This is a genomic window from Burkholderia sp. L-4 (assembly GCF_056856535.1).
Map to the genome: position 1 here is coordinate 2414290 of NZ_JBXEOX010000001.1, position 25836 is coordinate 2440125.

Sequence of the window (25836 nt, forward strand, 5' to 3'; positions counted from 1 at the left end):
CGCGGCGCGCCACCGGGGCCCGCCGCGTTCCCTTCTCTAACCCGCTCGATGCCGCTCAGGCTGCTGCCTGATCGCCTTCCTTGGTGTCGTGGCGCTTCTTGTAGTCGGCCACGGCTGCCTTGATCGCGTCTTCCGCGAGGATCGAGCAGTGAATCTTCACCGGCGGCAGCGCGAGTTCCTCGGCGATCTGCGTGTTCTTGATCGACAGTGCCTCGTCGAGCGTCTTGCCCTTCACCCACTCGGTGACGAGCGAGCTCGACGCGATCGCCGAACCGCAACCGTAGGTCTTGAACTTCGCGTCTTCGATCACGCCGTCCGCGCCGACGCGGATCTGCAGCTTCATCACGTCGCCGCACGCCGGCGCGCCGACCATGCCCGTGCCGACCGTGTCGTCGTCCTTCGCGAACGAACCGACGTTGCGCGGGTTTTCGTAGTGATCCAGAACCTTGTTGCTGTAAGACATGACTCAGACTCCTTGACTCGTTACGTCTGCGTGCGTCAATCCGCCCGCGGGTGCATTCAATGCGGTATTAGTGAGCGGCCCATTCGATCGTCGACAGATCGATGCCTTCCTGGTGCATTTCCCAGAGCGGCGACAGTTCGCGCAGCTTCGCGATCTTGCTGTTCAGCAGGTTGATCACGAAGTCGACTTCCTGCTCCGTCGTGAAGCGGCCGACCGTGAAGCGGATCGAGCTGTGCGCGAGTTCGTCGTTGCGGCCGAGCGCACGCAGCACGTACGACGGCTCGAGCGACGCCGACGTGCACGCGGAGCCCGACGACACCGCGACGTCCTTGATCGCCATGATCAGCGACTCGCCTTCGACGAAGTTGAAGCTGATGTTCAGGTTGTGCGGGACACGGCGTTCCATGTCGCCGTTCACGTAGGTTTCCTCGATCTGCGACAGGCCGCGCAGCAGCTTGTCGCGCAGCATGCGCACGCGCTCGTTCTCGGTCGCCATTTCCTCGCGGGCGATGCGGAACGCTTCGCCCATGCCGACGATCTGGTGCGTCGGCAGCGTGCCCGAACGCATGCCGCGCTCGTGACCGCCGCCGTGCATCTGCGCTTCGATGCGCACGCGCGGCTTGCGGCGCACGTACAGCGCGCCGATGCCCTTCGGGCCGTAGGTCTTGTGCGCCGAGAACGACATCAGGTCGACCTTCAGCTTCGCGAGGTCGATGCCGACCTTGCCGGTCGACTGCGCGGCGTCGACGTGGAACACGATGCCCTTCTCGCGGCAGATCTCGCCGATCGTCTCGATGTCCTGGATCACGCCGATCTCGTTGTTCACGTGCATCACCGACACGAGGATCGTGTCCGGGCGCAGCGCGGCCTTGAACACGTCGAGGTCGATCAGGCCGTCATCCTTCACGTCGAGATAGGTGACGTCGAAACCGTCGCGCTCGAGCTCGCGGCAGGTATCGAGCACGGCCTTGTGCTCGGTCTTCACCGTGACGATGTGCTTGCCCTTGCCCTTGTAGAAGTTCGCGGCACCCTTGATCGCGAGGTTGTCCGATTCGGTTGCGCCGGACGTCCAGATGATCTCGCGCGGATCGGCGTTCACGAGTGCGGCCACCTGTTCGCGCGCTTCCTCGACCGCACGCTCCGCGTCCCAGCCGTAAGCGTGGCTGCGCGACGCCGGGTTGCCGAACTGCTCGCGCAGGTACGGCACCATCTTGTCGACCACGCGCGGGTCGACGGGCGTCGTCGCGCTGTAATCCATGTAGATGGGCAGGTGGAGAGTCTCTTGGGTCATCTGTCGCTCCGGGTATTCTGTGCAGGGACTATGTGCGTTATGGGGTATGGCGGGCGCCTTCGCGCTCACGAACTCGCGATGTTGAACACCGAATTGGGGCCCAGCGGCATCGTGCGCACGGGCTCGGCCGGTGCGGCGACGGGCTCCGGCGCGCGGCGGTCGCGCAGCACCGCGGGCGCGCCCTCGCGTGCGCGCTGCTGATCGACGAGATCCTGCAGCGACACGGAGTCGAGGTATTCGACCATCTTCTGGTTCAGGGTCGACCACAGCTCGTGCGTCATGCAATGGCCGTCGGGCTGCTTCGAGCCGTCGCACGTGCCTTTGCCGCCGCACTGCGTGGCGTCGAGCGGTTCATCGACCGCGATGATGATGTCGGCAACGGTGACGTCCTGCGCGCGGCGCGCGAGGTTGTAGCCGCCGCCCGGGCCGCGCACGGATTCGACGATTTCATGCCTGCGCAGCTTGCCGAACAGCTGTTCGAGATACGAGAGCGAAATCCGCTGGCGCTGGCTGATGCCTGCAAGCGTCACCGGGCCCTGCTCCTGGCGCAGTGCCAAGTCAATCATCGCCGTGACGGCGAAACGGCCTTTGGTGGTGAGTCTCATGGTGTCTAGGGGACTGCAATCTTGACGATTTTGGTCAAGTATAAATATTTGACGTTTTTAGTCAAGTATCCATGTCTTTGAAAGGGTATTCGCAGACCGCTGAATACCACCGTGCGATCAGCGCGCCGTACGGGCCCGGAGTGTCTCCAGCAGGCCCGCGCACGCGCGTTCGACCTGATCGAGCACCTGTTCGAAGCCCTGCGCGCCGCCGAAATACGGGTCGGCCACTTCGGTTTCGGTCGAATCCGGCGCGAATTCCATCAGCAGGCGCACCTTGTCGCGATACCGCGGCGGGCAGCGGCGCTGCAATTCCGCGAGATTCGCCTCATCCATCGCAAGCAGCAGGTCGAAGCGCTCGAAATCCGCCGCACTCACCTGCCGCGCGCGCAGCGCCGACAAATCGTAGCCGCGACCGCGTGCCGCCGCCTGCGCCCGTGTATCGGGCGGCTCGCCCACGTGCCAGTCGCCGGTGCCGGCCGAATCGATCGCGATCCGATCGGCCAGCGCGGCCGCGTCGACCTGGTGGCGCATCACGCCTTCCGCGGTGGGCGAACGGCAGATGTTGCCGAGACAGACGAAACAGATCGCAACGCGGGTCATCGCACTATCGAAAAGTTGCGGCGGACCGCGTGGAAGAACAACACGCCATTATACAAAGGCGGCCGAAATCGCGCCGTCGCCCAACGCGACGGCGCCATGCCTCACAGCGCCTTCGGCGCGGCGAGCACGATGTCGCCGGATGCCGCCGGCAGCGGCTGCGCCGCGTCGCCGACCAGCCCGAACGACACCGCGCGTGCCAGCTCGGCGGACGCCTGGTGAACCGCGAGCGGGCCGCGCGACGGCGCATCGGCCATCGTGTGCAGATAGGCTGCCGCTGCCAGCGGGACGACGATTGCCAGCGGCCAGTACATCGATATTGTCTTTCTCATGATGCGGACCTCCTTGACCCGGTACCCCGAAACCCAATTCCGGGGACTACAGACCAGATTCTATAGACCGCATCTATCGAGATAAATATGCAAATAGCGAACGCACTGTTGCCGCCCGCTGAACAGTCGTCAGCCGAGGTGGCTCTGGGACGCCGCGTACAGCTCCCGGAACGTGCGCCCGGTCGGCGTCGGCATGTCGCGCGTGTCCATCCAGCCGCCCATCATCGGCAGGCGCCGCAGCGTGCCGCCGTTGCCCAGCCGCTCGAGGACGCGCACCGCGAGCTTGGTCGTCAGCGCGTACAGCATCGGCCGCCGCGCGAAGAAGCCCCATGCGGCGAGCGCCGCCCGCTCGCGCCACGGCCGCAGGTGCCGCTCGACCTGCTTCTCGCGCAGCGTGCGCAGCAGGTGCGACAACGGAATCCCGGCCGGGCACACGCTGTCGCATTCGCCGCATAGCGTCGCGGCCTGCGGCAGGTCGAGCGTACGGTCGAGCCCGACGTAGCTCGGCGTCAGCACCGACCCCATCGGCCCCGGATAGACCCAGCCGTACGCATGGCCGCCGACCTTCTGATATACCGGGCAATGGTTCATGCACGCGCCGCAGCGGATGCAGCGCAGCATCTCCTGGAATTCGCCGCCGATCAGGCCCGTGCGGCCGCCGTCGACCAGTACCACGTAGTTGTGCTCGGGGCCATCCTCGTCGGCCGGCCCGCGCGGCCCGGTCAGCAGCGAGAAATAGTTCGACGTCTTCTGCCCGGTCGCCGAACGCGGCAGCAGGCGCATCGCGGTCGCGAGATCCTCGAGGGTCGGCAGCACCTTCTCGATGCCCGTCACCGCGACGTGCACGCGCGGCATCACCGTGCACATGCCTTCGTTCCCTTCGTTCGTCACGATTGCGACCGAGCCCGTCTCGGCGATCACGAAGTTGCCGCCCGTCACGCCCATGTCGGCCGACATGAAATGCGGGCGCAGCACCTCGCGCGCCTCGCGCGTCATGTCCGGAATCTCGGTGAGCCGCTCGCGGTGGTGCGTGCGCGCGAACAGGTCGGCGATCTCGTCCTTGTCCTTGTGCACGACGGGCGCGATGATGTGGCTCGGCGGCTCGTTGTCGTTGATCTGCAGGATGTATTCGCCGAGGTCCGTCTCGATCGACTGCACGCCCATCTCCGCGAGCACCGCGTTCAGGCGCATTTCCTCGGACACCATCGACTTGGTCTTGATGACCTTCTTCACGTCGTGCCGGCGCGCGATGTCGGCCACCAGCCGCGCGGCATCCGCGGTCGTTTCGGCGAACAACACCGTCGTGCCGCGGCGCGTCGCCTCCTGCTCGAAAGCCTCGAGCCACACGTCGAGGTTCTCCAGCGCGCGGTTGCGGCGCGCCTTGAGCGCGGCGCGCGTGGCCGGGAAGTCGATCGCGGTCATCGCGTCGGCGCGCGCGGACACGAACTTCGTCGACAGCTTCTTCAGGTTCTGCTGCAGGCGCTGGTCGGCCAGCTTCTGGCCGGCGCGCGCCTTGAAATGCATCGATTGGACTTGCATCGCGGTATCGGGAAAAGTGAGCGGAACCGGGCGTCAGACGTCGCCCGCCAGCACCTGCGCGACGTGCAGCACGCGCGTGTCGCGGTCGCCGATGCGGCGCAACCGCCCTTCGATGTTCAGCATGCAGCCGAGATCGCCGAGCACGACGGCACCCGCGCCCGACGCACGCACGTTCGCGCATTTCTCGTCCGCGATGGCCGCCGAGATGTCGCCGTACTTGATCGCGAACGTGCCGCCGAAGCCGCAGCAGTGCTCGCAGTCCTTCATCTCGGTGACCGCAACGCCGCGCTGCGCGAGCAGCGCGCGCGGCTGCGCCTTCACGCCGAGTTCGCGCAGGCCCGAACACGAGTCGTGATAGGTGACGGGGCCGGTGAACTCGCCCGGCACGAGCGACACCTTCGCGACGTTCGCGAGGAAATCGGTCAGTTCGTAGACCTTCTGCTGGAACCGCGTGTAGCGCCCCATCAGTTCGGGGTCGTCACGAAACAGGTCGCCGTAGTGCGCGCGGATCATCCCGCCGCACGAGCCCGACGGCGCGACGACGTAATCGAACTGCTCGAACTCGCGCAGCGTCTTTTCGGCGAGGTCGCGCGCGAGCGCGCGGTCGCCCGAGTTGTAGGCCGGTTGCCCGCAGCAGGTCTGCGCGGGCGGCACGATCACTTCGTAGCCGGCGTCGCGAATCAGCTTGAGCGCCGAGAAACCGATTTCGGGGCGCATCAGATCGACCAGGCAGGTCACGAACAAACCGACTCGCATACGTGCTCCTTCGAGAAAACGACTCTCATTATCCGCCGTTTGGCCAGCAAGACCAACGCCGGCTCGCATGCAAGCCCGTCGTGCACGAAACGAGGACTTCCTCGAACGGCGTTCGCTTTTTTCACAATACGAGATACAATCGATGCAACACCGCTTGACGCGTCAACCGATTTCTCCCCCCGACATGAGCCAACCCACCCCGGATTCAAAAACGTCGATCCAGGTGATCGAACGCATGATGCGGCTGCTGGACGCGCTCGCCGCGCACAGTGATCCTGTCAGCCTGAAGGAACTGGCGCAGCGCACGGAGCTGCACCCGTCGACCGCGCACCGCATCCTCAACGACATGGTGACCTGTCGCCTCGTCGACCGCTCCGATCCCGGCACCTACCGCCTCGGCATGCGGCTGCTGGAGCTCGGCAACCTCGTGAAGGCGCGCCTGTCGGTACGCGACGCGGCGCTGATGCCGATGCGCGAGCTGCATCGCCTCACCGGGCAGACCGTGAACCTGTCGGTGCGCCAGGGCGACGAGATCGTCTACATCGAGCGTGCGTATTCCGAGCGCTCGGGGATGCAAGTCGTCCGCGCGATCGGCGGCCGCGCGCCGCTGCACCTGACGTCGGTCGGCAAGCTGTTCCTCGCGGCCGACGAAACGTCGCGCGTGCGCGCCTACGCGACGCGCACGGGGCTGTCCGGCCATACGCAGAACAGCATCACCGACATCGCGAAGCTCGAGCGCGAGTTGACGATCGTCCGCCAGCAATCGTGCGCGCGCGACAACGAGGAACTGGAGCTCGGCGTGCGCTGTATCGCGGCCGGCATCTACGACGATTCGGGCAAGCTCGTCGCGGGGCTGTCGCTGTCGGCACCGGCCGACCGCCTGCAGGACGCATGGCTCGGCCAGCTGAGCCGCACGGCACTCACCATCTCGGAATCGCTCGGCTACCGGCCGACGCCCGCGAAGGACGTGGACGGGCTGCAGCGGCAGGCGTAAGCCTGCTCGCCGGCCTCGATGCCGGTTCCGCCGGACGTAAAAAAGCCCCGCGATTGCGGGGCTTTCTTGTTGCAGCCTGCGGCGCGATCAGGTTCCGCCGTTCGGCGTGTTGGCCGCCGTCAGGCGTTCGCCGCCGCCGGCGTCGAGCCAGTTGCGCAGGCGCGATGCGTCGGCGAAGCGCGAGTACTTGCCGAACGAGTCGAGCAGCACCATCACCATCGGCCGGCCATGGATCGTCGCCTGCATCACGAGGCATTCACCCGCTTCGTTGATGAAGCCCGTCTTCTGCAGGCCGATGTCCCACGAGCCGTTGCCGCGGATCAGCGCGTTCGTGCTGTTGTACGCGAGATTGCGCTTGCCCGTGAACACCTCGTAGCTGCGATCGGTCGAGAACTGGCGGATCATCGGATACTGATACGCGGCATTGACCATCTTCACGAGATCACGCGCACTCGACACGTTCGAGCTGGACAGGCCGGTCGAATTCTCGAAATGCGTATCGGCCATGCCGAGCGCCTTCGCCTTCGCGTTCATCGCGGCGATGAACGCCGGACGGCCGCCCGGGTAATAACGCGACAGCGCCGCGGCCGCGCGGTTTTCCGACGCCATCAGCGCGATGTGCAGCATGTCCTCGCGCGACAGCACCGAGCCGACCGACAGGCGCGAGCCCGTGCCCTTCTCGTAGTCGCGGTCTTCGTCGGTGACTTCGATCTGATCGGTCATCGGCGCCTTCGAGTCGAGCACGACCATCGCCGTCATCAGCTTCGAGATCGACGCGATCGGCACGACGGCGTGCGAATTCTTGTCGAACAGCGGCTCGCCGGAATTCTGGTCGACGACGTACGCGACGCTCGAACGCAGCGCGAGCGCGTCGGGCGTATCGTGCAGGCCGAACGCCTGACCGACCGTCGGCCGGCGCGGCTGGAACGCGACCTTGCGGACCGCGCCGCGATGGCCGCCATGCAGGTTGTTCGCCGCGAGCGTCACGCGCTTTCGCGACGCCTTCGCGCGCGGCGCATCGGCCGTGGCGACCTTGGCGGATTTGTCGGACGTCGCCTTCGCCGACTTCTTCTTCGCTGACGAAGCAGGAGCGACGGCCTTTTTCTTGGCGGCTTGTTGGGTCTTCGCAGTGGCGGCAAAGGCGTCAGCAGGCGCGACGGACGCGGTGGTCGCCAGCAAGGCGACTGCGACCGACACAGCCGTGCCGAGCGTCATGCTCTGCAACAATCTGCGCGGTGAAAACGATTCGGCTTTCATTGGGGTCTGGACAAAGCGGCGGGAGGTTTCCGCAAGTGTAGTTAAAGCTGAAAAAAAGAGCAATATTAGGCACTTACCGATCGTCGTTAAACCGGAATGTAAGGGTCGGCCAACCTCAGACCAATCGACCCTCCCGCCCCCATCGAAAAAACTCATGGGTGCACTGCCCGACAGCGCCCGTCTCCCGATTACCACTCGGTTAATTGAGATAACGTCACTTCGGAGGCGATTTAAAGCGGGGAAACTACGTATCCGGTGCTCGGCATGCCAGGGGCGCCGGTCTCGACCGTGGCGGCGGCACGTCGCCACGGCACGCGCATCGAAACGGCGCTTTTTCGACAGGAACAGAAGGATAACGTTCCATGGGCCTGTCAGGTTTACCTGTGCATGATCATGGTGCGCCGCGCTTTCCCCGCCGTCGTGCGCACCATCTGGGAACGCGCCTGAAACCGATTCCGGACGACCGCGATAACCCGTTGTTTTATCGATAATTTGTCGCGATTGTGCAACGCACAAAAAACACTTGACATCCGTTTTCTCTGCCCTAAAATAAGCCTCATTGCTGCGTTGCACAAAGCACGCGCATCCGAGATTCCCCGTCGTAGTGCCCTTTACCCTGCGATCGACGCGATCGCTTTTCAGGAGCTGGACATGTCCTTGCTGACCCCCGAGCAAATCGCCGCTGCACAGAAAGCCAACCTCGAGAGCCTGTTCGGTCTGACGACCAAGGCGTTCGAAGGCGTCGAAAAGCTGATCGAACTGAACCTGCAGGTCGTGAAGTCGACGCTGGCCGAAGGCCAGGAAAACGCACAACGCCTGCTGTCGGTGAAGGACGCGCAGGAACTGATCGCGCTGCAAGCCAGCCTGTCGCAGCCGGTCGCTGAAAAGGTGCTGTCGTACGGCCGTCACCTGTACGAAATCGCATCGTCGACGCAAGCCGAGTTCGCGAAGGTTGCCGAAGCGCAATTCGACGAGCAGAACAAGAAGGTCCAGGCACTCGTCGACAACGTCGCGAAGAACGCCCCGGCCGGTTCGGAAACGGCTGTCGCCGCGCTGAAGTCGGCACTGAACGCCGCGAACACCACGTACGAAACGGTTCAGAAGGCCACGAAGCAAGCCGTCGAAATCGCTGAAACGAACTTCAACGCTGCTGCTGCCGTCGCGACGAAGGCTGCTACCGCCGCCGCCGCACGCCGTTCGAGCAAGCCGGCCGCGTAAGCGCCCCCTGCTCCTGAAAGAGCCGCGCCCAGCGCGGCTTTTTCGTTTCTGGCGCCGGAACACGTGCGAACCGGCAAACGCCGGCCGGCTTCAAGCCGTCGTCCGGCCGCCGCGCCGGCTGCGCACAAAAGAAAACGCCGCCGCCCGGATCGTCCGGGCGGCGGCGTTTTTCGTGGCCGGCGCATGGCCGGCCGTGCCGGTCGCGTTACTTCTTGCGTTGCGGCGGCAGGTCCGTACAGACGCCTTCGTACAGTTCAGCGGCCATGCCGACCGACTCGCCGAGCGTCGGGTGCGGATGGATCGTCTTGCCGATGTCTTCCGCGTCCGCGCCCATCTCGACGGCGAGGCACACTTCGCTGATCAGGTCGCCTGCGTTCAGGCCGACGATGCCGCCGCCGATCACGCGATGGGTTTCCTCGTCGAAGATCAGCTTCGTGAAGCCTTCGTCGCGGCCGTTCGCGATCGCGCGGCCCGAAGCGGCCCACGGGAACACGGCCTTGCCGTACTTGATGCCTTCGGCCTTGCACTGGTCTTCCGTCTTGCCGGCCCACGCCACTTCCGGATCGGTGTAGGCCACCGACGGGATCTGCAGCGCGTCGAAATACGCCTTCTCGCCATGCGCGGCTTCAGCTGCGACGTGGCCTTCATGCACGGCCTTGTGCGCGAGCATCGGCTGGCCGACGATATCGCCGATCGCGAAGATGTGCGGGACGTTCGTGCGCATCTGCTTGTCGACGTCGATGAAGCCGCGATCCGTGACCGCGACGCCGGCCTTGTCGGCACCGATCTTCTTGCCGTTCGGGCTGCGGCCCACCGCGACGAGCACGAGGTCGTAGCGCTGCGCTTCCGCCGGCGCCTTCTCGCCCTCGAACTTCACGTAGATGCCGTCTTCCTTCGCTTCCGCGCCGACCGTCTTGGTCTTCAGCATCACGTTGCCGAAGCGCTTCGCGTTGTACTTTTCCCAGACCTTCACGAGATCGCGGTCCGCGCCCATCATCAGGCCGTCCATCATTTCGACGACGTCGATCTCGGCGCCGAGCGTCGAGTACACCGTGGCCATTTCGAGGCCGATGATGCCGCCGCCGATCACGAGCATGCGCTTGGGCAGCTGGCGCAGTTCGAGTGCGCCGGTCGAGTCGACGACACGCGGGTCTTCCGGCATGAACGGCAGCTTCACGGCTTGCGAGCCCGCGGCGATGATCGCCTGCTTGAACTTCACGACCTTCTTGCCGTTTTCGCCCTGCACTTCCATGTGGAACGGATCGACGAACGCACCGACGCCCGTGACCACTTCGACCTTGCGTGCCTTGGCCATGCCGGCGAGGCCCGTCGTCAGCTTCTTGACGACGCCGCCCTTGAAGTCGCGCAGCTTGTCGAGATCGACCTGCGGCTTGCCGAACGTGATGCCGTGCGACGCGAGCGCCGCGGCTTCCTCGACGACGAGCGACGTATGCAGCAGCGCTTTCGACGGGATGCAGCCCACGTTCAGGCACACGCCGCCGAGCGTCGAGTAGCGTTCGACGAGCACGGTCTTCATGCCGAGGTCGGCCGCGCGGAACGCGGCCGAGTAGCCGCCGGGGCCGGCGCCGAGCACGAGCATGTCGCACTCGATGTCGGCGGCGCCGGCATAGCTGCCGGCTTGCGGCGCGGGCGCCGGAGCGGCGGCAGCCGGTGCCGGCGCGGCTGCGGGCTTCGGCGCTTCAGGCGCTTTCGCGGGTGCGGCGGCACCGGCCGACGCTTCGACGATGGCGATGACGGTGCCTTGCGAGACTTTCTCGCCGGCCTTGACCTTGACTTCCTTGACGGTGCCGGCGACGTCGCTGGGCACTTCCATGGAGGCCTTGTCGGATTCGAGCGTGATGAGCGTTTGCTCTTTTTCGATCACGTCGCCGGGCTTCACGTTGACTTCGATGACATCGACGCCGCTGAAATCGCCGATATCCGGAACCTTGACTTCGATGAGACTCATGACTGTCCCCTTCTTGATTGGCTGCAGAGAGAGAGGGAGGGACTGGCGGAAAGACGGAACCTGACGACAAGCGGCCTGACAAGAGCACGCGACGTTGGGCAGGACTACCTTTGCCGTCCGCCCAAGGACGCGCCTTTCTTTTGGTCACTTTTCTTTGGAAGACAAAGAAAAGTGACCGCCGCCCCGCGCAGGGGCGACGCCGGCAGACCGTTGGCAAAACAGGTTCAACGACAAGCGCGTGGCGAACCGACAAGAACCACGCCCCCGCGAGCCCCTCATCTCATCAAAGAATGATGCGGCGGAAATCGGCCAGCAACGCACCGAGATACGCGTTGAACCGTGCGGCCTCCGCACCGTCGATGACACGGTGGTCATACGACAGCGACAGCGGCAGCATGAGACGCGGCACGAACTGCTTGCCGTCCCACACCGGCTTCATCTGCCCACGCGACAACCCGAGGATCGCCACTTCCGGCGCGTTGATGATCGGCGTGAAGTTCGTGCCGCCGATCCCGCCGAGCGACGAGATCGAGAAGCAGCCGCCCTGCATCTGGTCCGGCTTCAGCTTGCCTTCGCGCGCGGCCTTCGACAGGTCGCTCATTTCCTTCGCGATGTCGACGAGGCCCTTCTTGTCCGCATCGCGGATCACCGGCACGACGAGGCCGTTCGGCGTATCGGCCGCGAAACCGACGTGGAAGTACTGCTTGAACACGAGGTTGTCGCCGTCGAGGCTCGCGTTGAAGGTCGGGAATTTCTTCAGTGCGGCGACGACTGCCTTGATCACGAACGCGAGCATCGTGAACTTCACGCCCGCCTTTTCGTGTTCCTTGTTCAGCTGGACACGCAACGCTTCGAGCTCGGTGATGTCCGCTTCGTCGTTGTTCGTGACGTGCGGGATCATCACCCAGTTGCGATGCAGGTTCGCGCCGGAAATCTTCTTGATGCGCGACAGCGGCTTCGCCTCGAACGGGCCGAACTTCGAGAAGTCGACCTTCGGCCACGGCAGCAGGTTCAGCTCGCCGCCGCCTGCCGGCGCAGCCGCTGCTGCACCCGGTGCCGCGCGCTGGCCCGTCATCACGCCCTTCACGAAACCGGTGACGTCGTCCTTCGTGATGCGGCCCTTCAGGCCCGAACCCTGCACGCGTGCGACGTCGACGCCGAGTTCGCGCGCGAACTTGCGCACCGACGGCGATGCATGGCTCGCGCGGTACTCGCCCGACGGCGCGGCGGCCGGTGCGGCGGCAGCCGGTGCCGGCGCTGCCTTCGCGGGTGCCGGTGCGGCGGCGGGTGCCGGAGCCGGCGCGGCCGCAGCCGGCGCCGGTGCGCTCGCCTGCGCAGCGGCAGAGGACGCGCCTGCGGCTTCGAGCAGCACGATCAGCGTGCCTTCCGATACCGAATCACCCACCTTGACCTTGATGTCCTTCACGACGCCGGCGGCCGGGCTCGGCACGTCCATCGTCGCCTTGTCGGACTCGAGCGTGACGAGCGACTGTTCCTTCTCGACCGTGTCGCCGACCTTCACGCCGATCTCGATCACCGGGACGTCCTTGTAATCGCCGATGTCGGGCACCTTCACTTCGAGCGTGCCGCCGGCTGCTGCCGGTGCGGCCGCCGGTGCAGCCGCGGCCGGGGCCGGCGCTGCCGCCGGAGCGGGCGCTGCGGCCGGTGCAGTCGCGCCGTTGGCCTGCGCCGCGCCGGCGCCTTCGAGCAGGATGATCAGCGAGCCTTCCGACACGGAATCGCCCACCTTGACCTTGATTTCCTTCACGACGCCGCCCACCGGGCTCGGCACGTCCATCGTCGCCTTGTCGGACTCGAGCGTGACGAGCGACTGCTCGGGCTCGACCGTATCGCCGACCTTCACGCCGATCTCGATCACCGGCACGTCCTTGTAATCGCCGATATCCGGCACCTTCACTTCGATCGCTTGACTCATCTGTTTCTGTCTCCATGGCCGCGCGCGCTCCTCGCGGGAGCGACGCGGGCATTACACGGCGTGTGCGTTAAACGGTCATCGGGTTGGGCTTGGACGGATCGAGGTTGTACTTGGCAATCGCGTCCGCGACCACCTTGCGCTCGATCGTGCCTTCGTCGGCCAGCGCGTTGAGCGCGGCGACGGTGACCCAGTGACGGTCGACTTCGAAGAAGTGACGCAGCTTCTCGCGGGTATCCGAGCGGCCGAAGCCGTCCGTGCCCAGCACGACGAAGCGGCGATCGATCTGGCCGCGGATCTGGTCGACCAGCGCACGGACGTAGTCGGTCGATGCGATGACCGGGCCCTGCGTGTCCTTCAGGCACTTCTGCACGTGCGACAGGCGACGCTCTTCGGTCGGATGGAGCAGGTTCCAGCGTTCGACCTGGTGGCCTTCGCGCGCGAGCTCGGTGAAGCTCGGCACGCTCCACAGGTCGGCGGCGACGCCCCAGTCGTTCTTCAGCAGGTCGGCGGCGGCGATCACTTCGTTGAAGATCGTGCCCGCGCCGAGCAGCTGGACGCGCGGCGCCTTCTTGTCGGCGTCGGCCTTCCTGAACGCGTACATGCCCTTGATGATGTCGGCCGCCACGTGGTCGCCCTGCGGAATCGCCGGGTGCTCGTAGTTCTCGTTCATCACCGTGATGTAGTAGTACACGTCTTCCTGGTCCTGCACCATGCGGCGCAGGCCGTCCTGGACGATCACGGCGAGTTCATAGCCGAACGTCGGGTCGTAGCTCACGCAGTTCGGCACCGATGCCGCCCACAGGAGCGAGTGGCCGTCTTCGTGCTGCAGGCCTTCGCCGTTCAGCGTCGTGCGGCCCGCCGTGCCGCCGAGCAGGAAGCCGCGCGAACGCATGTCGCCCGCGGCCCATGCGAGGTCGCCGATCCGCTGGAAGCCGAACATCGAATAGAAGATGTAGAACGGCACCATGATCTCGCCGTGCGTCGAGTACGACGTCGCCGCCGCGATCCAGTCGCACATGCCGCCCGCTTCGTTGATGCCTTCCTGCAGGATCTGGCCGGTTTCCGATTCCTTGTAGAACATCAGCTGGTCGGAATCTTCCGGCACGTACTTCTGGCCTTCCTGGTTCCAGATGCCGATCTGGCGGAACAGGCCTTCCATGCCGAACGTACGCGATTCGTCCGGGACGATCGGCACCACGCGCTTGCCCAGCGCCTTGTCCTTCAGCAGGATGTTCAGGATCCGCACGAACGCCATCGTCGTCGAGATCTCGCGGCCTTCGCCCGTGCCCTTCAGCAGCGGCTCGAACGCGTCGAGCGCCGGCACCGGCAGCGACGTCGCCTTCTCGCGGCGATGCGGCAGGTAGCCGCCGAGGTCCATGCGCTTCTGGCGCATGTATTCGAGTTCCTTCGAACCTTCCTCGAACTTGAGGTACGGCACGTCGGCGATCTGCTCGTCGGTGATCGGCAGACGGAACTGGTCACGGAACTTCTTCAGTTGCTCGACCGGCAGCTTCTTCTGCTGGTGCGTGATGTTCATCGCCTGGCCCGACTCGCCCATCCCGTAGCCCTTGATGGTCTTCGCGAGGATGACGGTCGGCGCGCCCTTCGTGTTCGACGCTTCGTGGAACGCCGCGTAGATCTTGTGCGGATCGTGGCCGCCGCGGTTCAGCGCCCAGATGTCGTCGTCCGACCAGTCGGCGACGAGCGCCTTCAGTTCAGGCGTGTTGAAGAAGTGCTCGCGAACGAACGCGCCCGACTCCGACTTGTACGTCTGGTATTCGCCGTCGACGACTTCCATCATGCGGCGCATCAGCGCGCCCGACTTGTCGCGCGCGAACAGCGCATCCCAGCGGCTGCCCCAGATGACCTTGATCACGTTCCAGCCGGCGCCGCGGAATTCCGATTCGAGTTCCTGGATGATCTTGCCGTTGCCGCGCACCGGGCCGTCGAGACGCTGCAGGTTGCAGTTGATCACGAACACGAGGTTGTCGAGCTTCTCGCGGCTCGCCATCCCGATCGCGCCGAGCGATTCCGGTTCGTCCGTCTCGCCGTCGCCGAGGAACGCCCACACCTTGCGGCCTTCCGTCTTCGCGATACCGCGCGCCTGCAGGTACTTCATGAAGCGCGCCTGGTAGATCGCCATGATCGGGCCGAGACCCATCGACACGGTCGGGAATTGCCAGAAGTCCGGCATCAGCCACGGGTGCGGGTACGACGAGATGCCCTGGCCGTCGACTTCCTGGCGGAAGTTGTCGAGCTGCTCTTCCTTCAGGCGGCCGAGCAGGAACGCGCGCGAGTACACGCCCGGCGACGAGTGACCCTGCACGAACACGAGATCGCCGCCGTGCTGGTCGGACGCCGCGTGCCAGAAGTGGTTGTAGCCGACGTCGTAGAGCGTCGCGGCCGATGCGAACGAGGCGATGTGGCCGCCGACGTTCGTGTCCTTGCCGGCACGCAGCACCATCGCCAGCGCGTTCCAGCGCGTGTACGAACGGATGCGGTGCTCGATGTCCTGGTCGCCCGGGATCTTCGCCTGGGCTTCGACCGGGATCGTGTTGATGTACGGGGTGTTGGCGGAGAACGGCAGGTGCTCGCCGTGCATGCGGGCGAACTCGATCTGTTTTTCGATCAGGTAATGCGCGCGGCCGGTGCCCACGGAGGAGATCACGCCATCGAGCGACTCCAGCCACTCGATGGTTTCTTGCGGGTCGTCGTCACGATCGGCGGCGACATATTTCATCACTTCGTTCGGTACAGCGGACATTCTCGTCTCCTGGGTCCTGGAATGTGAGGATCGCTCTCATGCAGACGACGCGACGCGGCCGGCTGCGGGCAAGCTCCAGCGGATTGTAATGAGCGTGCGCGGGCCTGCGCAACAAAATTTTCGAATTGTGAGATCTTTTCTCGCAATGCGAAATATTGCTGCGCCGCACCCATGCTTCGGGGCGCGGCGGCACGCCACGGCGGAACAAATCCGTTTCCGTTCAACATATCCGGTACCGGTTTTCCATGTATTGCGCTGCGCTACAATCCTGCCATGTTGACCGATCGGCTTTTCGCACGCTCGGCGCGACCGTCGGGCCCGCCGGCGGAGTCGCAGCCGTCCCGTTGGCACCACGGACCGTGGTGGTCCAATTCCTATTTGCTGACGCCGCTGCTGTCGATCCTGGTATTTCTCGTGGTGATGAGCCTCATCCTGTGGAGCCTCAATCGCCGCGAACAGCAGCAGCAGGAAGACACCCTGTTCCGTAACGTCGCCTGGGCGCAGCAACAGATCCGCCTGTCGATGACGGGCGCGCAGGAACAGCTGCAGGCGCTGTCGCGCGATCTCGCGTCGGGCCGCCTCGACCAGAACGCATTCCAGATGGCCGTCGCGGACGTGATGCAGACGCATCCGGAAATCCTCTACCTGAACTGGTACACCGCGCCCGGCGTGCAGCGCTGGCCGACCGTGCATCCGCCGCTGCTCGGCCAGCGGCTCGCGAAGCCGGGCGACGCGCAGATGCAGGACGCCGTGCGCGGCGCGTACGACGAAGCGCGCAGCACGCGCCGCCAGGCCTATTCGCCGCTGATCTACGACGACTTCGGCAACGGCTTCATCACGCTGCAGACGCCCGTGATGCGCGGCGACCGCGAATATCTCGGCTCGATCGCCGCGGTGTTCTCGGTCGAGGGCATCCTGAAGCACGACATCCCGCAGGAACTGTCGTCGAAGTACAAGATCTCGATCACCGACGCGAACAACCGCGAGCTGTCGTCCACGTCGACGCGCCCGCGCCTGCCGCGCGACTCGCACTACGACCTGCCGCTCGATCCGCCCGGCCAGGGGCTGACGGTGCGCGTGTACGCATTCCCGCAGCTCACGAACCTGACCAACAACACGCTCGTGTGGCTCGTCGCCGGCCTGTCGTGCTTCGTGCTGTGGAGCCTCTGGAGTCTGTGGAAGCACACGCGCCAGCGCTTCGAGGCGCAGCAGGCGCTGTACGCGGAAGCGTTCTTCCGCCGCGCGATGGAAAACTCGGTGCTGATCGGCATGCGCGTGCTCGACATGCACGGCCGCATCACGCACGTGAACCCCGCGTTCTGCCGGATGACGGGTTGGGACGAAACCGACCTCGTCGGCAAGGTCGCGCCGTTCCCGTACTGGCCGCGCGACGCCTACCCGGAAATGCAGCGCCAGCTCGACATGACGCTGCGCGGCAAGGCGCCGAGCTCGGGCTTCGAGCTGCGCGTGCGGCGCAAGAACGGCACGCTGTTCCATGCGCGCCTGTACGTGTCGCCGCTGATCGACAGCTCGGGCCGCCAGACCGGCTGGATGTCGTCGATGACCGACATCACCGAACCGAAGCGCGCGCGCGAGGAACTCGCGGCCGCGCACGAACGCTTCACGACGGTGCTCGAAAGCCTCGACGCCGCGGTGTCGGTGCTCGCCGCCGACGAAGCCGAGCTGCTGTTCGCGAACCGCTACTACCGCCACCTGTTCGGCATCCGCCCGGACGGCCATCTGGAACTGTCGGGCGGCGGCTTCGACCGCGCGCAGGCATCGTCCGACTCGATCGACATGGTCGACGCGTTCGCGGGCCTGCCGGCCGCCGCGCTGACGAGCAGCACCGCCGATGCGCAGGAGGTGTACGTCGAAAGCATCCAGAAATGGTTCGAGGTGCGCCGCCAGTACATCCAGTGGGTCGACGGCCACCTCGCGCAGATGCAGATCGCGACCGACATCACGACCCGCAAGAAGGCGCAGGAACTCGCGCATCAGCAGGAAGAAAAGCTGCAGTTCACGAGCCGATTGATGACGATGGGTGAAATGGCGTCGTCGATTGCTCACGAATTGAACCAGCCGCTCGCCGCGATCAACAACTACTGCTCGGGCACGCTCGCGCTCGTCAAGAGCGGCCGCGGCACGCCCGAGACGCTGCAGCCCGCGCTGGAAAAGACCGCGCAGCAGGCGCTGCGCGCCGGGATGATCGTCAAGCGGATCCGCGAATTCGTGAAGCGCAGCGAGCCGAAACGCCAGCCGGCCCGGGTCGCGGACATCGTCGCCGACGCGGTCGGGCTCGCCGAAATCGAGGCCAGGAAGCGCAGGATCCGGATCGTCACGGAAATCCTCGCAAGAATGCCTATTATTTATGTCGACCCCGTGCTGATCGAGCAGGTGTTGATGAACCTGATGAAGAACGCGGCCGAGGCGATGGCCGACGTGAAGCCGGCCTCGGCGGACGGCGTGATCCGCGTCGTCGCCGACATCGACGCGGGTTTCGTCGACATTCGCGTGATCGACCAGGGTCCGGGCGTCGACGAAGCGACCGCCGAGCGCCTGTTCGAACCGTTTTACAGCACCAAGTCCGATGGCATGGGCATGGGGCTGAACATCTGCCGTTCGATCATCGAATCGCATCGGGGGCGTCTGTGGGTGGTCAACAACGTCGAGCCGGATGGCCGCATTTCCGGCGCGACGTTCCACTGCAGCCTGCCCATTGGGGAACCCGCTGATCTCGGCCAAGGGGGGCGCGAGGCATCGGCATCACATACCGTTACGGGAGAACTATGAATAGCCCTGTCACCACCACTCAGGAAACCGTCTTTGTCGTCGACGACGACGAGGCCGTACGGGACTCGCTGCGCTGGCTGCTGGAGGCGAACGGCTATCGCGTGCAATGCTTCTCGAGCGCCGAGCAGTTCCTCGATGCCTACCAGCCGGCGCAGCAGGCCGGCCAGATCGCGTGCCTGATCCTCGACGTGCGGATGTCGGGCATGAGCGGCCTCGAGCTGCAGGAGCGCCTGATCGCCGACAACGCCGCGCTGCCGATCATCTTCGTCACGGGTCACGGCGACGTGCCGATGGCCGTGTCGACGATGAAAAAGGGTGCGATGGACTTTATCGAGAAACCGTTCGACGAAGCCGAGCTGCGCAAGCTCGTCGAGCGGATGCTCGACAAGGCCCGAAGCGAAAGCAAGAGCGTCCAGGAACAGCGTGCCGCGAGCGAGCGCCTGTCGAAGCTGACCGCGCGCGAGCAGCAGGTGCTCGAACGCATCATCGCGGGCCGCCTGAACAAGCAGATCGCCGACGATCTCGGCATCAGCATCAAGACGGTCGAAGCGCACCGCGCGAACATCATGGAAAAGCTCAACGTCAACACGGTGGCCGACCTGCTGCGCCTCGCGCTGTCGAAGAAGCAGGCCTGAGCGTCTTCAGCGGCCGCGGCGGCGCTGCCCGCCCGGCCCGCCACCGGCGCTTGCCGCCCCGCGCGATGCGGCCCACTCGCGCGGCGGCGGCCTTTCCTCCCGGCGCACGCGCGCCGCGACCATGACGCTTCCCGTTGATTCGCTGTCGGACGGCAGCAAGCGAACGGTATAATTGCGTGCTTTGCTGCGGCGCTTCCGGCGCCGTACGCCCGCATTCCAACTTCCCGGCAGGACCCACCACCATGACAGCCCTCCTCATCGACGGCAACGCCCTTTCGAAGACCTTGCGCGCCCAGGCTGCCGAACGCGCCGCCGCCCTGACCGCTCGCGGCCACCAGCCCGGTCTCGCGGTGATCCTCGTCGGCGAAAACCCGGCGAGCGAAGTCTACGTGCGCAACAAGATCAAGGCGTGCGAGGACAATGGTTTCTTCTCGCTGAAGGATGCCTACCCGGCCACGCTGTCGGAAGCCGACCTGCTCGCGCGCATCGACGAGCTGAACCGCGACCCGAAGATCCACGGCATCCTCGTGCAGCTGCCGCTGCCCGCGCATATCGACAGCCACAAGGTGATCGAGGCGATCGCGCCGGAGAAGGATGTCGACGGCTTTCACGTCGCGAACGCCGGCGCGCTGATGACCGGCAAGCCGCTGTTCCGCCCGTGCACGCCGTACGGCGTGATGAAGATGTTCGAGGCGCACGGCATCGCGCTGCAGGGCGCGAATGCGGTCGTGATCGGCCGTTCGAACATCGTCGGCAAGCCGATGGCGATGATGCTGCTCGACGCCGGCGCGACCGTGACGATCTGCCACAGCAAGACGCGCGACCTCGCCGCGCACACGCGGCAGGCCGACATCGTGGTCGCCGCGGTCGGCAAGCGCAACATCCTGACCGCCGACATGGTGAAGCCGGGCGCGACGGTGATCGACGTCGGCATGAACCGCGACGATGCGGGCAAGCTGTGCGGCGACGTCGATTTCGCGGGCGTGAAGGAAGTGGCCGGCTACATCACGCCGGTGCCGGGCGGCGTTGGCCCGATGACCATCACGATGCTGCTGGTCAACACGATCGAATCCGCCGAACGCGCCGCTGCCGCCGCGGCCTGACGCATCCCCGTTCAGCCGGCGCGCCTGCGTGCGCCGGCGTCTCGCCGGCCGCGTCGATGCGGCTGCACCGCGCCCGGCCGCAAGCCGCCGGACGCCCGTCCCCGGATGCCCGCCGTCGGATGCGCGCGGCCACGCATCCGACCCTGCGTCAATCGTGCCATTAGAAACTAACGATTGGAAAGCGCACGATGCGCCCCAATAATGTCGGTATCGGGCGCCGTCGCGCCCAGCCGCCGTTACCCTTTTCATCCCGGTTCATCCGGCAACAGACAGGGAGTCTTATGTCCGCCAGCGCCAACACCAATCCGCTCCTCGACTTCTCCGGCCTGCCCCGTTTCGGCGAAATCCGCCCGGAACACGTGACGCCCGCACTCGATACGCTGCTCGACGCCGCCAGCCGCGCGGTCGAAACCGCGAGCGCGCAGGAGACGCCGTCGACCTGGGCCGCCGTCGTCGAGACGGTCGAGCAGGCCACGGAGCCGCTCGGCCGCGCATGGGGCATCGTCGGCCATCTGAACGCGGTCGCCGACACGCCGGAGCTGCGCGCCGCCTACGGCGAAAACCTGCCGCGCGTGACCGAGTTCTGGTCGAGCGTCGGCCAGAATCTCGCGCTGTACGAGAAGTACAAGGCAATTGCCGCGAGCGCCGAATACGCGACGCTGTCCGCCGAACGCAAGAAGATCCTCGATAACGCGCTGCGCGATTTCCGCCTGTCGGGCGCCGAGCTGCCGGAGGACCAGAAGCCGCGCTTCGCGGAACTGCAGGAGCAGCAGGCCGCGCTGTCGAAGGCCTTCTCCGACCACGTGCTCGACGCGACCAACGCGTACGCGTATGTCGTCGAGGACGAAGCCGAACTGGCCGGCTTGCCCGGCGATGCGATCGAGGCCGCCCGCGAAGCCGCGCAGAAGGACGGCAAGGCAGGCTGGAAATTCACGCTGCACTTCCCGTCGTACTTCCCGGTGCTGCAGTACGCCGAGAACCGCGCGCTGCGCGAGACGCTCTACCGCGCCTATGCGACGCGCGCGTCGGAACTCGGGCCGCAGTACGGCGGCGGCAAGGCCGAATGGGACAACACGGCGATCGTCGCCGACGAGCTGAAGCTGCGCCGCGAAGAGGCGCAGATGCTCGGCTACCGCAATTTCGCCGAAGTGTCGCTCGCGCCAAAGATGGCCGAATCGCCGCAACAGGTCATCGCCTTCCTCGAGGATCTGGCGACGCGCGCGCGTCCGCACGCGGACAAGGACTGGGACGAGCTGCGCACGTTCGCCGCGAAGGAACTCGGCCTCGCCGAACTCGCGCCGTGGGACGTCGCGTACGCGGCCGAGAAGCTGCGCCAGCAGCGCTACGCGTTCTCGGAAAACGAGGTCAAGCAGTACTTCCCGGAACCGGCCGCGCTCAAGGGCCTGTTCACCGTCACCGAAACGCTGTTCGGCGTGCGGATCAAGCCGGATGAAGCGCCGGTGTGGCACAAGGACGTGCGCTTCTTCCGCGTCGAGAACCGCGACGGCTCGCTCGTCGCGCAGTTCTATCTCGACCTGTACGCGCGCGAAGGCAAGCGCGGCGGCGCATGGATGGACGACGCGCGTTCGCGTGCGAAGCGCGGCAGCGACGTGCAGACGCCGGTCGCGTATCTCACCTGCAACTTCTCGGCGCCGATCGGCGGCAAGCCCGCGTGCTTCACGCACGACGAAGTCATCACGCTGTTCCACGAGTTCGGCCACGGGCTGCACCACATGCTCACGCGCGTCGACGAGCTCGGCGTGTCGGGCATCAACGGCGTCGAATGGGATGCGGTCGAGCTGCCGTCGCAGTTCATGGAAAACTTCTGCTGGGAATGGGACGTGCTGTCGTCGATGTCGTCGCACGTCGATACGGGCGCCTCGCTGCCGCGCGAGCTGTTCGACAAGATGATCGCCGCGAAGAATTTCCAGAGCGGGCTCGGCACGCTGCGCCAGATCGTGTTCTCGATGTTCGACATGCTGCTGCACGTCGACTTCGACCCGGCCGGCGCCACCGGCGTGACCGCGTTCGCGCGCGAGATCAACGAGCGCTACCACGTGATTCCGCAGGCGGCCTTCTCGCGCTGGCCGAACACGTTCAGCCACATCTTCGCGGGCGGCTACGCGGCCGGCTATTACAGCTACAAGTGGGCCGAGGTGCTGTCGGCCGACGCGTACGCGGCGTTCGAGGAAGCGGCCGCCCAGAGCGGCAGCGTGCTCGACGCGGCCACCGGCACGCGCTATCGCCGCGAGATCCTCGAGGTCGGCGGCAGCCGCCCGGCGATGGATTCGTTCAAGGCGTTCCGCGGCCGCGAGCCGGAAATCGATGCGCTGCTGCGCCACAACGGGATGGCCGCGCCCGCGCACTGAGCGCGCCGCCCGACCCTTCCGGCTGCATCGACAGGCACCGCCACGGCGGTGCCTTTTTTCATGGCGCGGGCGCTTCGTCGTCGAACAGCGAGAACTGCCCGTGACGCTCGGCCGTGTCCTCGTCGATGCGCACGCCGACGCCGAGCAGCCGTACGGCCTGCGCGCGCCGCTGCAGCCCCTTCGCGAGCAGCGTGACGGCCGTCTCCGCATGCGTCGCGTCGGCCACGCATTCGACCGTCGTGCGCTGGAAATCGGCGAAGCGGATCTTCACGTACAGCTTGCGGATCGACCGCGCGGCGCCGGCGCGCGCGATCCGCGCGTCGAGCTGCACGACGAGGCGGCGAATCTCGTCCGCGCATTGCTCGAGCGTCGTCAGGTCGGTCACGTAGGTCGTCTCGACGCTGACCGACTTGCGCTCCTGGTCGGCCTGCACGGGCCGCTCGTCGATGCCGCGCGACAGTTCGTACAGCCGCCGCCCGAATGCGCCGAACTCGCGATGCAGGTCGATCAGCGGCCAGTCGCGCAACTGCGCGCAGGTCTGGATGCCGATCCGGTCGAGCCGCGTGGCCGTCACCTTGCCGACGCCGTGCAGCTTGCGCACCGGCAGCGCCGCGACGAACGCGTCGATCTCGTGCGGCCGCACGACGAACAGGCCGTCCGGCTTGTTCCAGTCCGACGCGATCTTCGCGATGAACTTGTTCGGCGCGACGCCGGCCGACACGGTCACGCCGACCGTGTCGAACACGCGCTGGCGGATCTCGCGCGCGATCAGCGTCGCGCTGCCCTGGCACCGCTCGGACCCGCTGACGTCGAGGTACGCCTCGTCGAGCGACAGCGGCTCGACGTCGGGCGTGTAGTCGCGATAGATCGCCATGATCTGCCGCGACGCCGCGCGGTATTTGTCCATCGCGGACGGCAGGATCAGCAGGTCCGGGCACTTGCGCATCGCGAGCGCCGACGACATCGCCGAATGCACGCCATAGCGCCGCGCCTCGTAGTTGCAGGTCGCGATCACGCCGCGCTGGTCGGGCCGGCCGCCGACCGCGAGCGGCCGGTTGCGCAGCGACGGATCGTCGCGCATCTCGACCGACGCGTAGAAACAGTCGCAGTCGCAGTCGCAGTGAATGATCTTGCGCATGCGCGGCAGCGCGTCGCCCGGTGGCGGCACGTGCGGATCGGCAGGCGGGATGGTGGTCGGGTTCACGGTGCCGATACTGTACAAAAACACAGTGCCGGTTTCAACTGTCGCGTGCGGCCGCGCCCGGCTGCGCCGTACCGGCCCGCTTTGCGCGGATCGTACCGGCCGCGCGCCGGCAGCGACGCCTATACTCGTCTGCCGCGACACACCAAACGAGAAGGTGACGGATGAAGACGATCGGATTGATCGGCGGCATGAGCTGGGAATCGTCGGCCGAGTACTACCGGATGATCAACCGGCATTCGAAGGCGCTGCATGGCGGCCACCACAACGCGAAAAGCGTGCTGGTCACGGTCGACTTCGCGGAAATCGAAGCGCTGCAGCGCACGCACGACTGGGCGGCGCTCGGCGAACGGATGGCCGACGCGGCGCGCCAGCTCGAAGCGGCCGGCGCCGATCTCGTCGTGCTGACGACCAATACGATGCATCGCGTGCACGACGCGATCGAAGCCGCGGTGAAGCTGCCGTTCCTGCACATTGCCGATCCGACCGGCAGCGCGCTGCGCGACGCGGGCGTCGAGCGCGTCGCGCTGCTCGGCACGCGCTACACGATGGAGTTGCCGTTCTATGCGGAGCGGCTGCGCGACAAATTCGGGATGGACGTGCTCGTGCCGGACGAACGCGGGCGCGACGACGTGCACCGGATCATCTACGACGAGCTGTGCCACGGCATCGTCGCGGCGGAATCGCGCGCGACCTACGTGTCGACCATCGAGGCACTGGCGCGGCGCGGCGCGCAGGCCGTGATTCTCGGCTGCACGGAAATCACGCTGCTGATCGGCGCGGACGATTCGCCGCTGCCGGTGTTCGACACGACCGCGCTGCATGCGAAGGCGGCCGTGGAGTGGGCGGCGCGGTAACCACGACAACCGCGCCAGCGATATCGCACGCGGAAAACAAAAAACCCGGCACGGGGCCGGGTTCCTGTCGACGAAGCGCGCATCGGTCACTTGCGCTGCACATCGTCTGGTGTGCTTGGTTGCGGGGGTAGGATTTGAACCTACGACCTTCGGGTTATGAGCCCGACGAGCTGCCAGACTGCTCCACCCCGCGTCAGAGAAATAAATTATAGGGTGATGAAGTACTCACGTCAACACTTTTGTCACAAATTCTTCTCTCGTCTTCCAGACGGCGTGGCCCGCGCCCTGCTCCGCGTCGCGTTTCGCGCGCGTTCGCCCCGCATGCTCGCGGTAAGATGGCGGCCTTCGCATTCACGCCGCACACATACTCCCGTTCATGAAAATCGCCACCTGGAACGTCAACTCGCTCAACGTCCGCAAGCAGCATGTGCTCGACTGGCTCGCGCAAAGCGGCACCGACGTACTGTGCCTGCAGGAACTGAAGCTGCCTGACGAGAAATTCCCGCGCGCCGATCTCGAGGCGATCGGCTATCGCAGCTGGTTCACGGGCCAGAAGACCTACAACGGCGTCGCGATCCTCGCGCGCGCGTCGCTCGCCGTCGACGAATCGGACATCGTGCGCAACATCCCCGGCTTCGACGATCCGCAGCAGCGCGTGGTCGCCGCGACGGTCGACGGCGTGCGCATCGTGTCCGCCTACTTCCCGAACGGCCAGGCGCCCGACTCCGACAAGTTCGTCTACAAGATGCAGTGGCTCGACGCGCTGCAGGCGTGGCTGCGCACCGAGCTGCAGCGCTACCCGAAGCTCGCGCTGCTCGGCGACTACAACATCGCGCCGGAAGACCGCGACGTGCACGATCCCGCGAAATGGGAAGGCCAGAACCTCGTGTCGCCGCAGGAGCGCGCGCACTTCGCGCAACTGATCGAGCTCGGCTTCGTCGATGCGTTCCGCCGCTTCGAGCAGCCCGAGAAAACCTTCACGTGGTGGGACTACCGGATGATGGCGTTCCGCCGCAACGCCGGGCTGCGCATCGACCACATCCTGCTGTCGCCGGCGCTCGCGGAAACCTGCACGTCGTGCGAGGTCGATCGTACGCCGCGCACGTGGGAACAACCGTCCGACCACACGCCCGTCGTCGCGGTCGTCGGCTGATCGTCCC

The 25836-nt window shown here is 65.9% G+C and carries 21 protein-coding genes and 1 tRNA gene; 9 read left to right on the plus strand and 13 right to left on the minus strand.

Translation table 11 applies throughout. The features are described from left to right. Positions 1–55: 55 nt before the first annotated feature. The 7 genes from iscU to AC1VVG_RS11255 all read right to left on the minus strand — a co-directional run bounded on the left by iscU (position 56) and on the right by AC1VVG_RS11255 (position 5583). A complete protein-coding gene (gene iscU, locus AC1VVG_RS11225; protein WP_006481982.1) occupies positions 56–463 on the minus strand; it encodes a Fe-S cluster assembly scaffold IscU in 408 nt (135 codons plus the stop codon). Positions 464–530: 67 nt separating this feature from the next. Further along, a complete protein-coding gene (locus AC1VVG_RS11230; protein ID WP_034188941.1) occupies positions 531–1754 on the minus strand; it encodes an IscS subfamily cysteine desulfurase in 1224 nt (407 codons plus the stop codon). Positions 1755–1819: 65 nt separating this feature from the next. Next, complete coding sequence (iscR, locus tag AC1VVG_RS11235) at positions 1820–2359, minus strand: Fe-S cluster assembly transcriptional regulator IscR (protein WP_006401955.1); 540 nt, start codon at positions 2357–2359, stop codon at positions 1820–1822. A 117-nt stretch (positions 2360–2476) separates the two neighbouring features. Further along, positions 2477–2959 carry a low molecular weight protein-tyrosine-phosphatase gene (locus AC1VVG_RS11240; protein ID WP_124670793.1) on the minus strand — a complete coding sequence of 161 codons (483 nt, stop codon included), beginning with the start codon at positions 2957–2959 and terminating at the stop codon, positions 2477–2479. A 101-nt stretch (positions 2960–3060) separates the two neighbouring features. After that, positions 3061–3288, minus strand: coding sequence for a hypothetical protein (locus AC1VVG_RS11245; protein WP_034188943.1), 228 nt, complete (start codon positions 3286–3288; stop codon positions 3061–3063). A 129-nt stretch (positions 3289–3417) separates the two neighbouring features. Next, positions 3418–4827 (minus strand): lactate utilization protein B, encoded by a 1410-nt coding sequence (locus AC1VVG_RS11250; protein ID WP_059562024.1) that lies wholly within the window; start codon positions 4825–4827, stop codon positions 3418–3420. A 33-nt stretch (positions 4828–4860) separates the two neighbouring features. Beyond that, positions 4861–5583 carry a (Fe-S)-binding protein gene (locus AC1VVG_RS11255; protein ID WP_482835632.1) on the minus strand — a complete coding sequence of 241 codons (723 nt, stop codon included), beginning with the start codon at positions 5581–5583 and terminating at the stop codon, positions 4861–4863. 184 nt (positions 5584–5767) lie between these two features. Here AC1VVG_RS11255 and AC1VVG_RS11260 point away from each other — a divergent pair, with 184 nt between their 5' ends. Further along, positions 5768–6577, plus strand: coding sequence for an IclR family transcriptional regulator (locus AC1VVG_RS11260; protein ID WP_034188946.1), 810 nt, complete (start codon positions 5768–5770; stop codon positions 6575–6577). A gap of 87 nt (positions 6578–6664) precedes the next feature. Here AC1VVG_RS11260 and pbpG read toward each other — a convergent pair whose 3' ends face one another. After that, on the minus strand, positions 6665–7834 hold the full coding sequence (pbpG, locus tag AC1VVG_RS11265) for a D-alanyl-D-alanine endopeptidase (RefSeq protein ID WP_124609713.1): 1170 nt from the start codon (positions 7832–7834) through the stop codon (positions 6665–6667). 255 nt (positions 7835–8089) lie between these two features. Here pbpG and AC1VVG_RS11270 point away from each other — a divergent pair, with 255 nt between their 5' ends. Together AC1VVG_RS11270 and AC1VVG_RS11275 are read left to right on the plus strand one after the other, a co-directional pair. Then, a complete protein-coding gene (locus tag AC1VVG_RS11270) occupies positions 8090–8281 on the plus strand; it encodes a hypothetical protein (protein WP_482835633.1) in 192 nt (63 codons plus the stop codon). Positions 8282–8485: 204 nt separating this feature from the next. Continuing rightward, positions 8486–9052, plus strand: a complete 567-nt coding sequence (locus tag AC1VVG_RS11275) for a phasin family protein (protein WP_034188948.1) — start codon at positions 8486–8488, stop codon at positions 9050–9052. A 205-nt stretch (positions 9053–9257) separates the two neighbouring features. On the opposite strand, the gene lpdA is transcribed toward AC1VVG_RS11275, so the two are convergent. From lpdA to aceE, 3 genes are all read right to left on the minus strand, one after another. Next, a complete protein-coding gene (gene lpdA / locus AC1VVG_RS11280; RefSeq protein ID WP_034188949.1) occupies positions 9258–11021 on the minus strand; it encodes a dihydrolipoyl dehydrogenase in 1764 nt (587 codons plus the stop codon). Positions 11022–11304: 283 nt separating this feature from the next. Then, positions 11305–12957, minus strand: a complete 1653-nt coding sequence (gene aceF, locus AC1VVG_RS11285; RefSeq protein ID WP_059562034.1) for a dihydrolipoyllysine-residue acetyltransferase — start codon at positions 12955–12957, stop codon at positions 11305–11307. 67 nt (positions 12958–13024) lie between these two features. Beyond that, positions 13025–15721 carry a pyruvate dehydrogenase (acetyl-transferring), homodimeric type gene (aceE, locus tag AC1VVG_RS11290; RefSeq protein WP_034188951.1) on the minus strand — a complete coding sequence of 899 codons (2697 nt, stop codon included), beginning with the start codon at positions 15719–15721 and terminating at the stop codon, positions 13025–13027. Between the two features lie 273 nt (positions 15722–15994). On the opposite strand from aceE, the gene fixL reads away from it, so the two are divergent. The 4 genes from fixL (at position 15995) to AC1VVG_RS11310 (ending at position 22618) form a co-directional block, all read left to right on the plus strand. After that, the gene (fixL, locus tag AC1VVG_RS11295; RefSeq protein WP_034188952.1) at positions 15995–18511 is read left to right on the plus strand and encodes an oxygen sensor histidine kinase FixL; all 2517 of its coding nucleotides are present in this window, start codon (positions 15995–15997) and stop codon (positions 18509–18511) included. Beyond that, a complete protein-coding gene (gene fixJ / locus AC1VVG_RS11300; RefSeq protein WP_006493245.1) occupies positions 18508–19146 on the plus strand; it encodes an oxygen response regulator transcription factor FixJ in 639 nt (212 codons plus the stop codon). The genes fixL and fixJ overlap by 4 nt, the downstream gene beginning before the upstream one ends. 242 nt (positions 19147–19388) lie before the next feature. Then, positions 19389–20249: a bifunctional methylenetetrahydrofolate dehydrogenase/methenyltetrahydrofolate cyclohydrolase FolD gene (folD, locus tag AC1VVG_RS11305; protein WP_034188953.1), complete on the plus strand. Its 861-nt coding sequence runs from the start codon at positions 19389–19391 to the stop codon at positions 20247–20249. 281 nt (positions 20250–20530) lie between these two features. Further along, complete coding sequence (locus AC1VVG_RS11310; RefSeq protein WP_034188954.1) at positions 20531–22618, plus strand: M3 family metallopeptidase; 2088 nt, start codon at positions 20531–20533, stop codon at positions 22616–22618. Positions 22619–22676: 58 nt separating this feature from the next. Here AC1VVG_RS11310 and dinB read toward each other — a convergent pair whose 3' ends face one another. Further along, a complete protein-coding gene (gene dinB / locus AC1VVG_RS11315) occupies positions 22677–23846 on the minus strand; it encodes a DNA polymerase IV (RefSeq protein ID WP_482835634.1) in 1170 nt (389 codons plus the stop codon). A gap of 137 nt (positions 23847–23983) precedes the next feature. On the opposite strand from dinB, the gene AC1VVG_RS11320 reads away from it, so the two are divergent. Beyond that, positions 23984–24676 carry an aspartate/glutamate racemase family protein gene (locus AC1VVG_RS11320; RefSeq protein WP_226228296.1) on the plus strand — a complete coding sequence of 231 codons (693 nt, stop codon included), beginning with the start codon at positions 23984–23986 and terminating at the stop codon, positions 24674–24676. A gap of 116 nt (positions 24677–24792) precedes the next feature. Here AC1VVG_RS11320 and AC1VVG_RS11325 read toward each other — a convergent pair. Then, positions 24793–24869: transfer RNA gene (locus tag AC1VVG_RS11325), tRNA-Met, on the minus strand. 183 nt (positions 24870–25052) lie between these two features. Here AC1VVG_RS11325 and xth point away from each other — a divergent pair. Further along, positions 25053–25829 carry an exodeoxyribonuclease III gene (gene xth / locus AC1VVG_RS11330; RefSeq protein ID WP_034188957.1) on the plus strand — a complete coding sequence of 259 codons (777 nt, stop codon included), beginning with the start codon at positions 25053–25055 and terminating at the stop codon, positions 25827–25829. The last annotated feature ends 7 nt before the right edge of the window (positions 25830–25836 follow it).

Bases quoted from the DNA above. Each gene is read 5' to 3' on its own strand.
- AC1VVG_RS11255 (WP_482835632.1), bottom strand. From the start codon at position 5,583: ATGCGAGTCGGTTTGTTCGTGACCTGCCTGGTCGATCTGATGCGCCCC.
- aceF (WP_059562034.1), bottom strand. From the start codon at position 12,957: ATGAGTCAAGCGATCGAAGTGAAGGTGCCGGATATCGGCGATTACAAG.
- AC1VVG_RS11310 (WP_034188954.1), top strand. From the start codon at position 20,531: ATGTCCGCCAGCGCCAACACCAATCCGCTCCTCGACTTCTCCGGCCTG.
- aceE (WP_034188951.1), bottom strand. From the start codon at position 15,721: ATGTCCGCTGTACCGAACGAAGTGATGAAATATGTCGCCGCCGATCGT.
- AC1VVG_RS11240 (WP_124670793.1), bottom strand. From the start codon at position 2,959: ATGACCCGCGTTGCGATCTGTTTCGTCTGTCTCGGCAACATCTGCCGT.
- AC1VVG_RS11275 (WP_034188948.1), top strand. From the start codon at position 8,486: ATGTCCTTGCTGACCCCCGAGCAAATCGCCGCTGCACAGAAAGCCAAC.
- AC1VVG_RS11260 (WP_034188946.1), top strand. From the start codon at position 5,768: ATGAGCCAACCCACCCCGGATTCAAAAACGTCGATCCAGGTGATCGAA.
- fixJ (WP_006493245.1), top strand. From the start codon at position 18,508: ATGAATAGCCCTGTCACCACCACTCAGGAAACCGTCTTTGTCGTCGAC.
- AC1VVG_RS11320 (WP_226228296.1), top strand. From the start codon at position 23,984: ATGAAGACGATCGGATTGATCGGCGGCATGAGCTGGGAATCGTCGGCC.
- iscU (WP_006481982.1), bottom strand. From the start codon at position 463: ATGTCTTACAGCAACAAGGTTCTGGATCACTACGAAAACCCGCGCAAC.
- xth (WP_034188957.1), top strand. From the start codon at position 25,053: ATGAAAATCGCCACCTGGAACGTCAACTCGCTCAACGTCCGCAAGCAG.
- fixL (WP_034188952.1), top strand. From the start codon at position 15,995: ATGTTGACCGATCGGCTTTTCGCACGCTCGGCGCGACCGTCGGGCCCG.
- pbpG (WP_124609713.1), bottom strand. From the start codon at position 7,834: ATGAAAGCCGAATCGTTTTCACCGCGCAGATTGTTGCAGAGCATGACG.
- AC1VVG_RS11245 (WP_034188943.1), bottom strand. From the start codon at position 3,288: ATGAGAAAGACAATATCGATGTACTGGCCGCTGGCAATCGTCGTCCCG.
- folD (WP_034188953.1), top strand. From the start codon at position 19,389: ATGACAGCCCTCCTCATCGACGGCAACGCCCTTTCGAAGACCTTGCGC.
- lpdA (WP_034188949.1), bottom strand. From the start codon at position 11,021: ATGAGTCTCATCGAAGTCAAGGTTCCGGATATCGGCGATTTCAGCGGC.
- AC1VVG_RS11250 (WP_059562024.1), bottom strand. From the start codon at position 4,827: ATGCAAGTCCAATCGATGCATTTCAAGGCGCGCGCCGGCCAGAAGCTG.
- iscR (WP_006401955.1), bottom strand. From the start codon at position 2,359: ATGAGACTCACCACCAAAGGCCGTTTCGCCGTCACGGCGATGATTGAC.
- AC1VVG_RS11230 (WP_034188941.1), bottom strand. From the start codon at position 1,754: ATGACCCAAGAGACTCTCCACCTGCCCATCTACATGGATTACAGCGCG.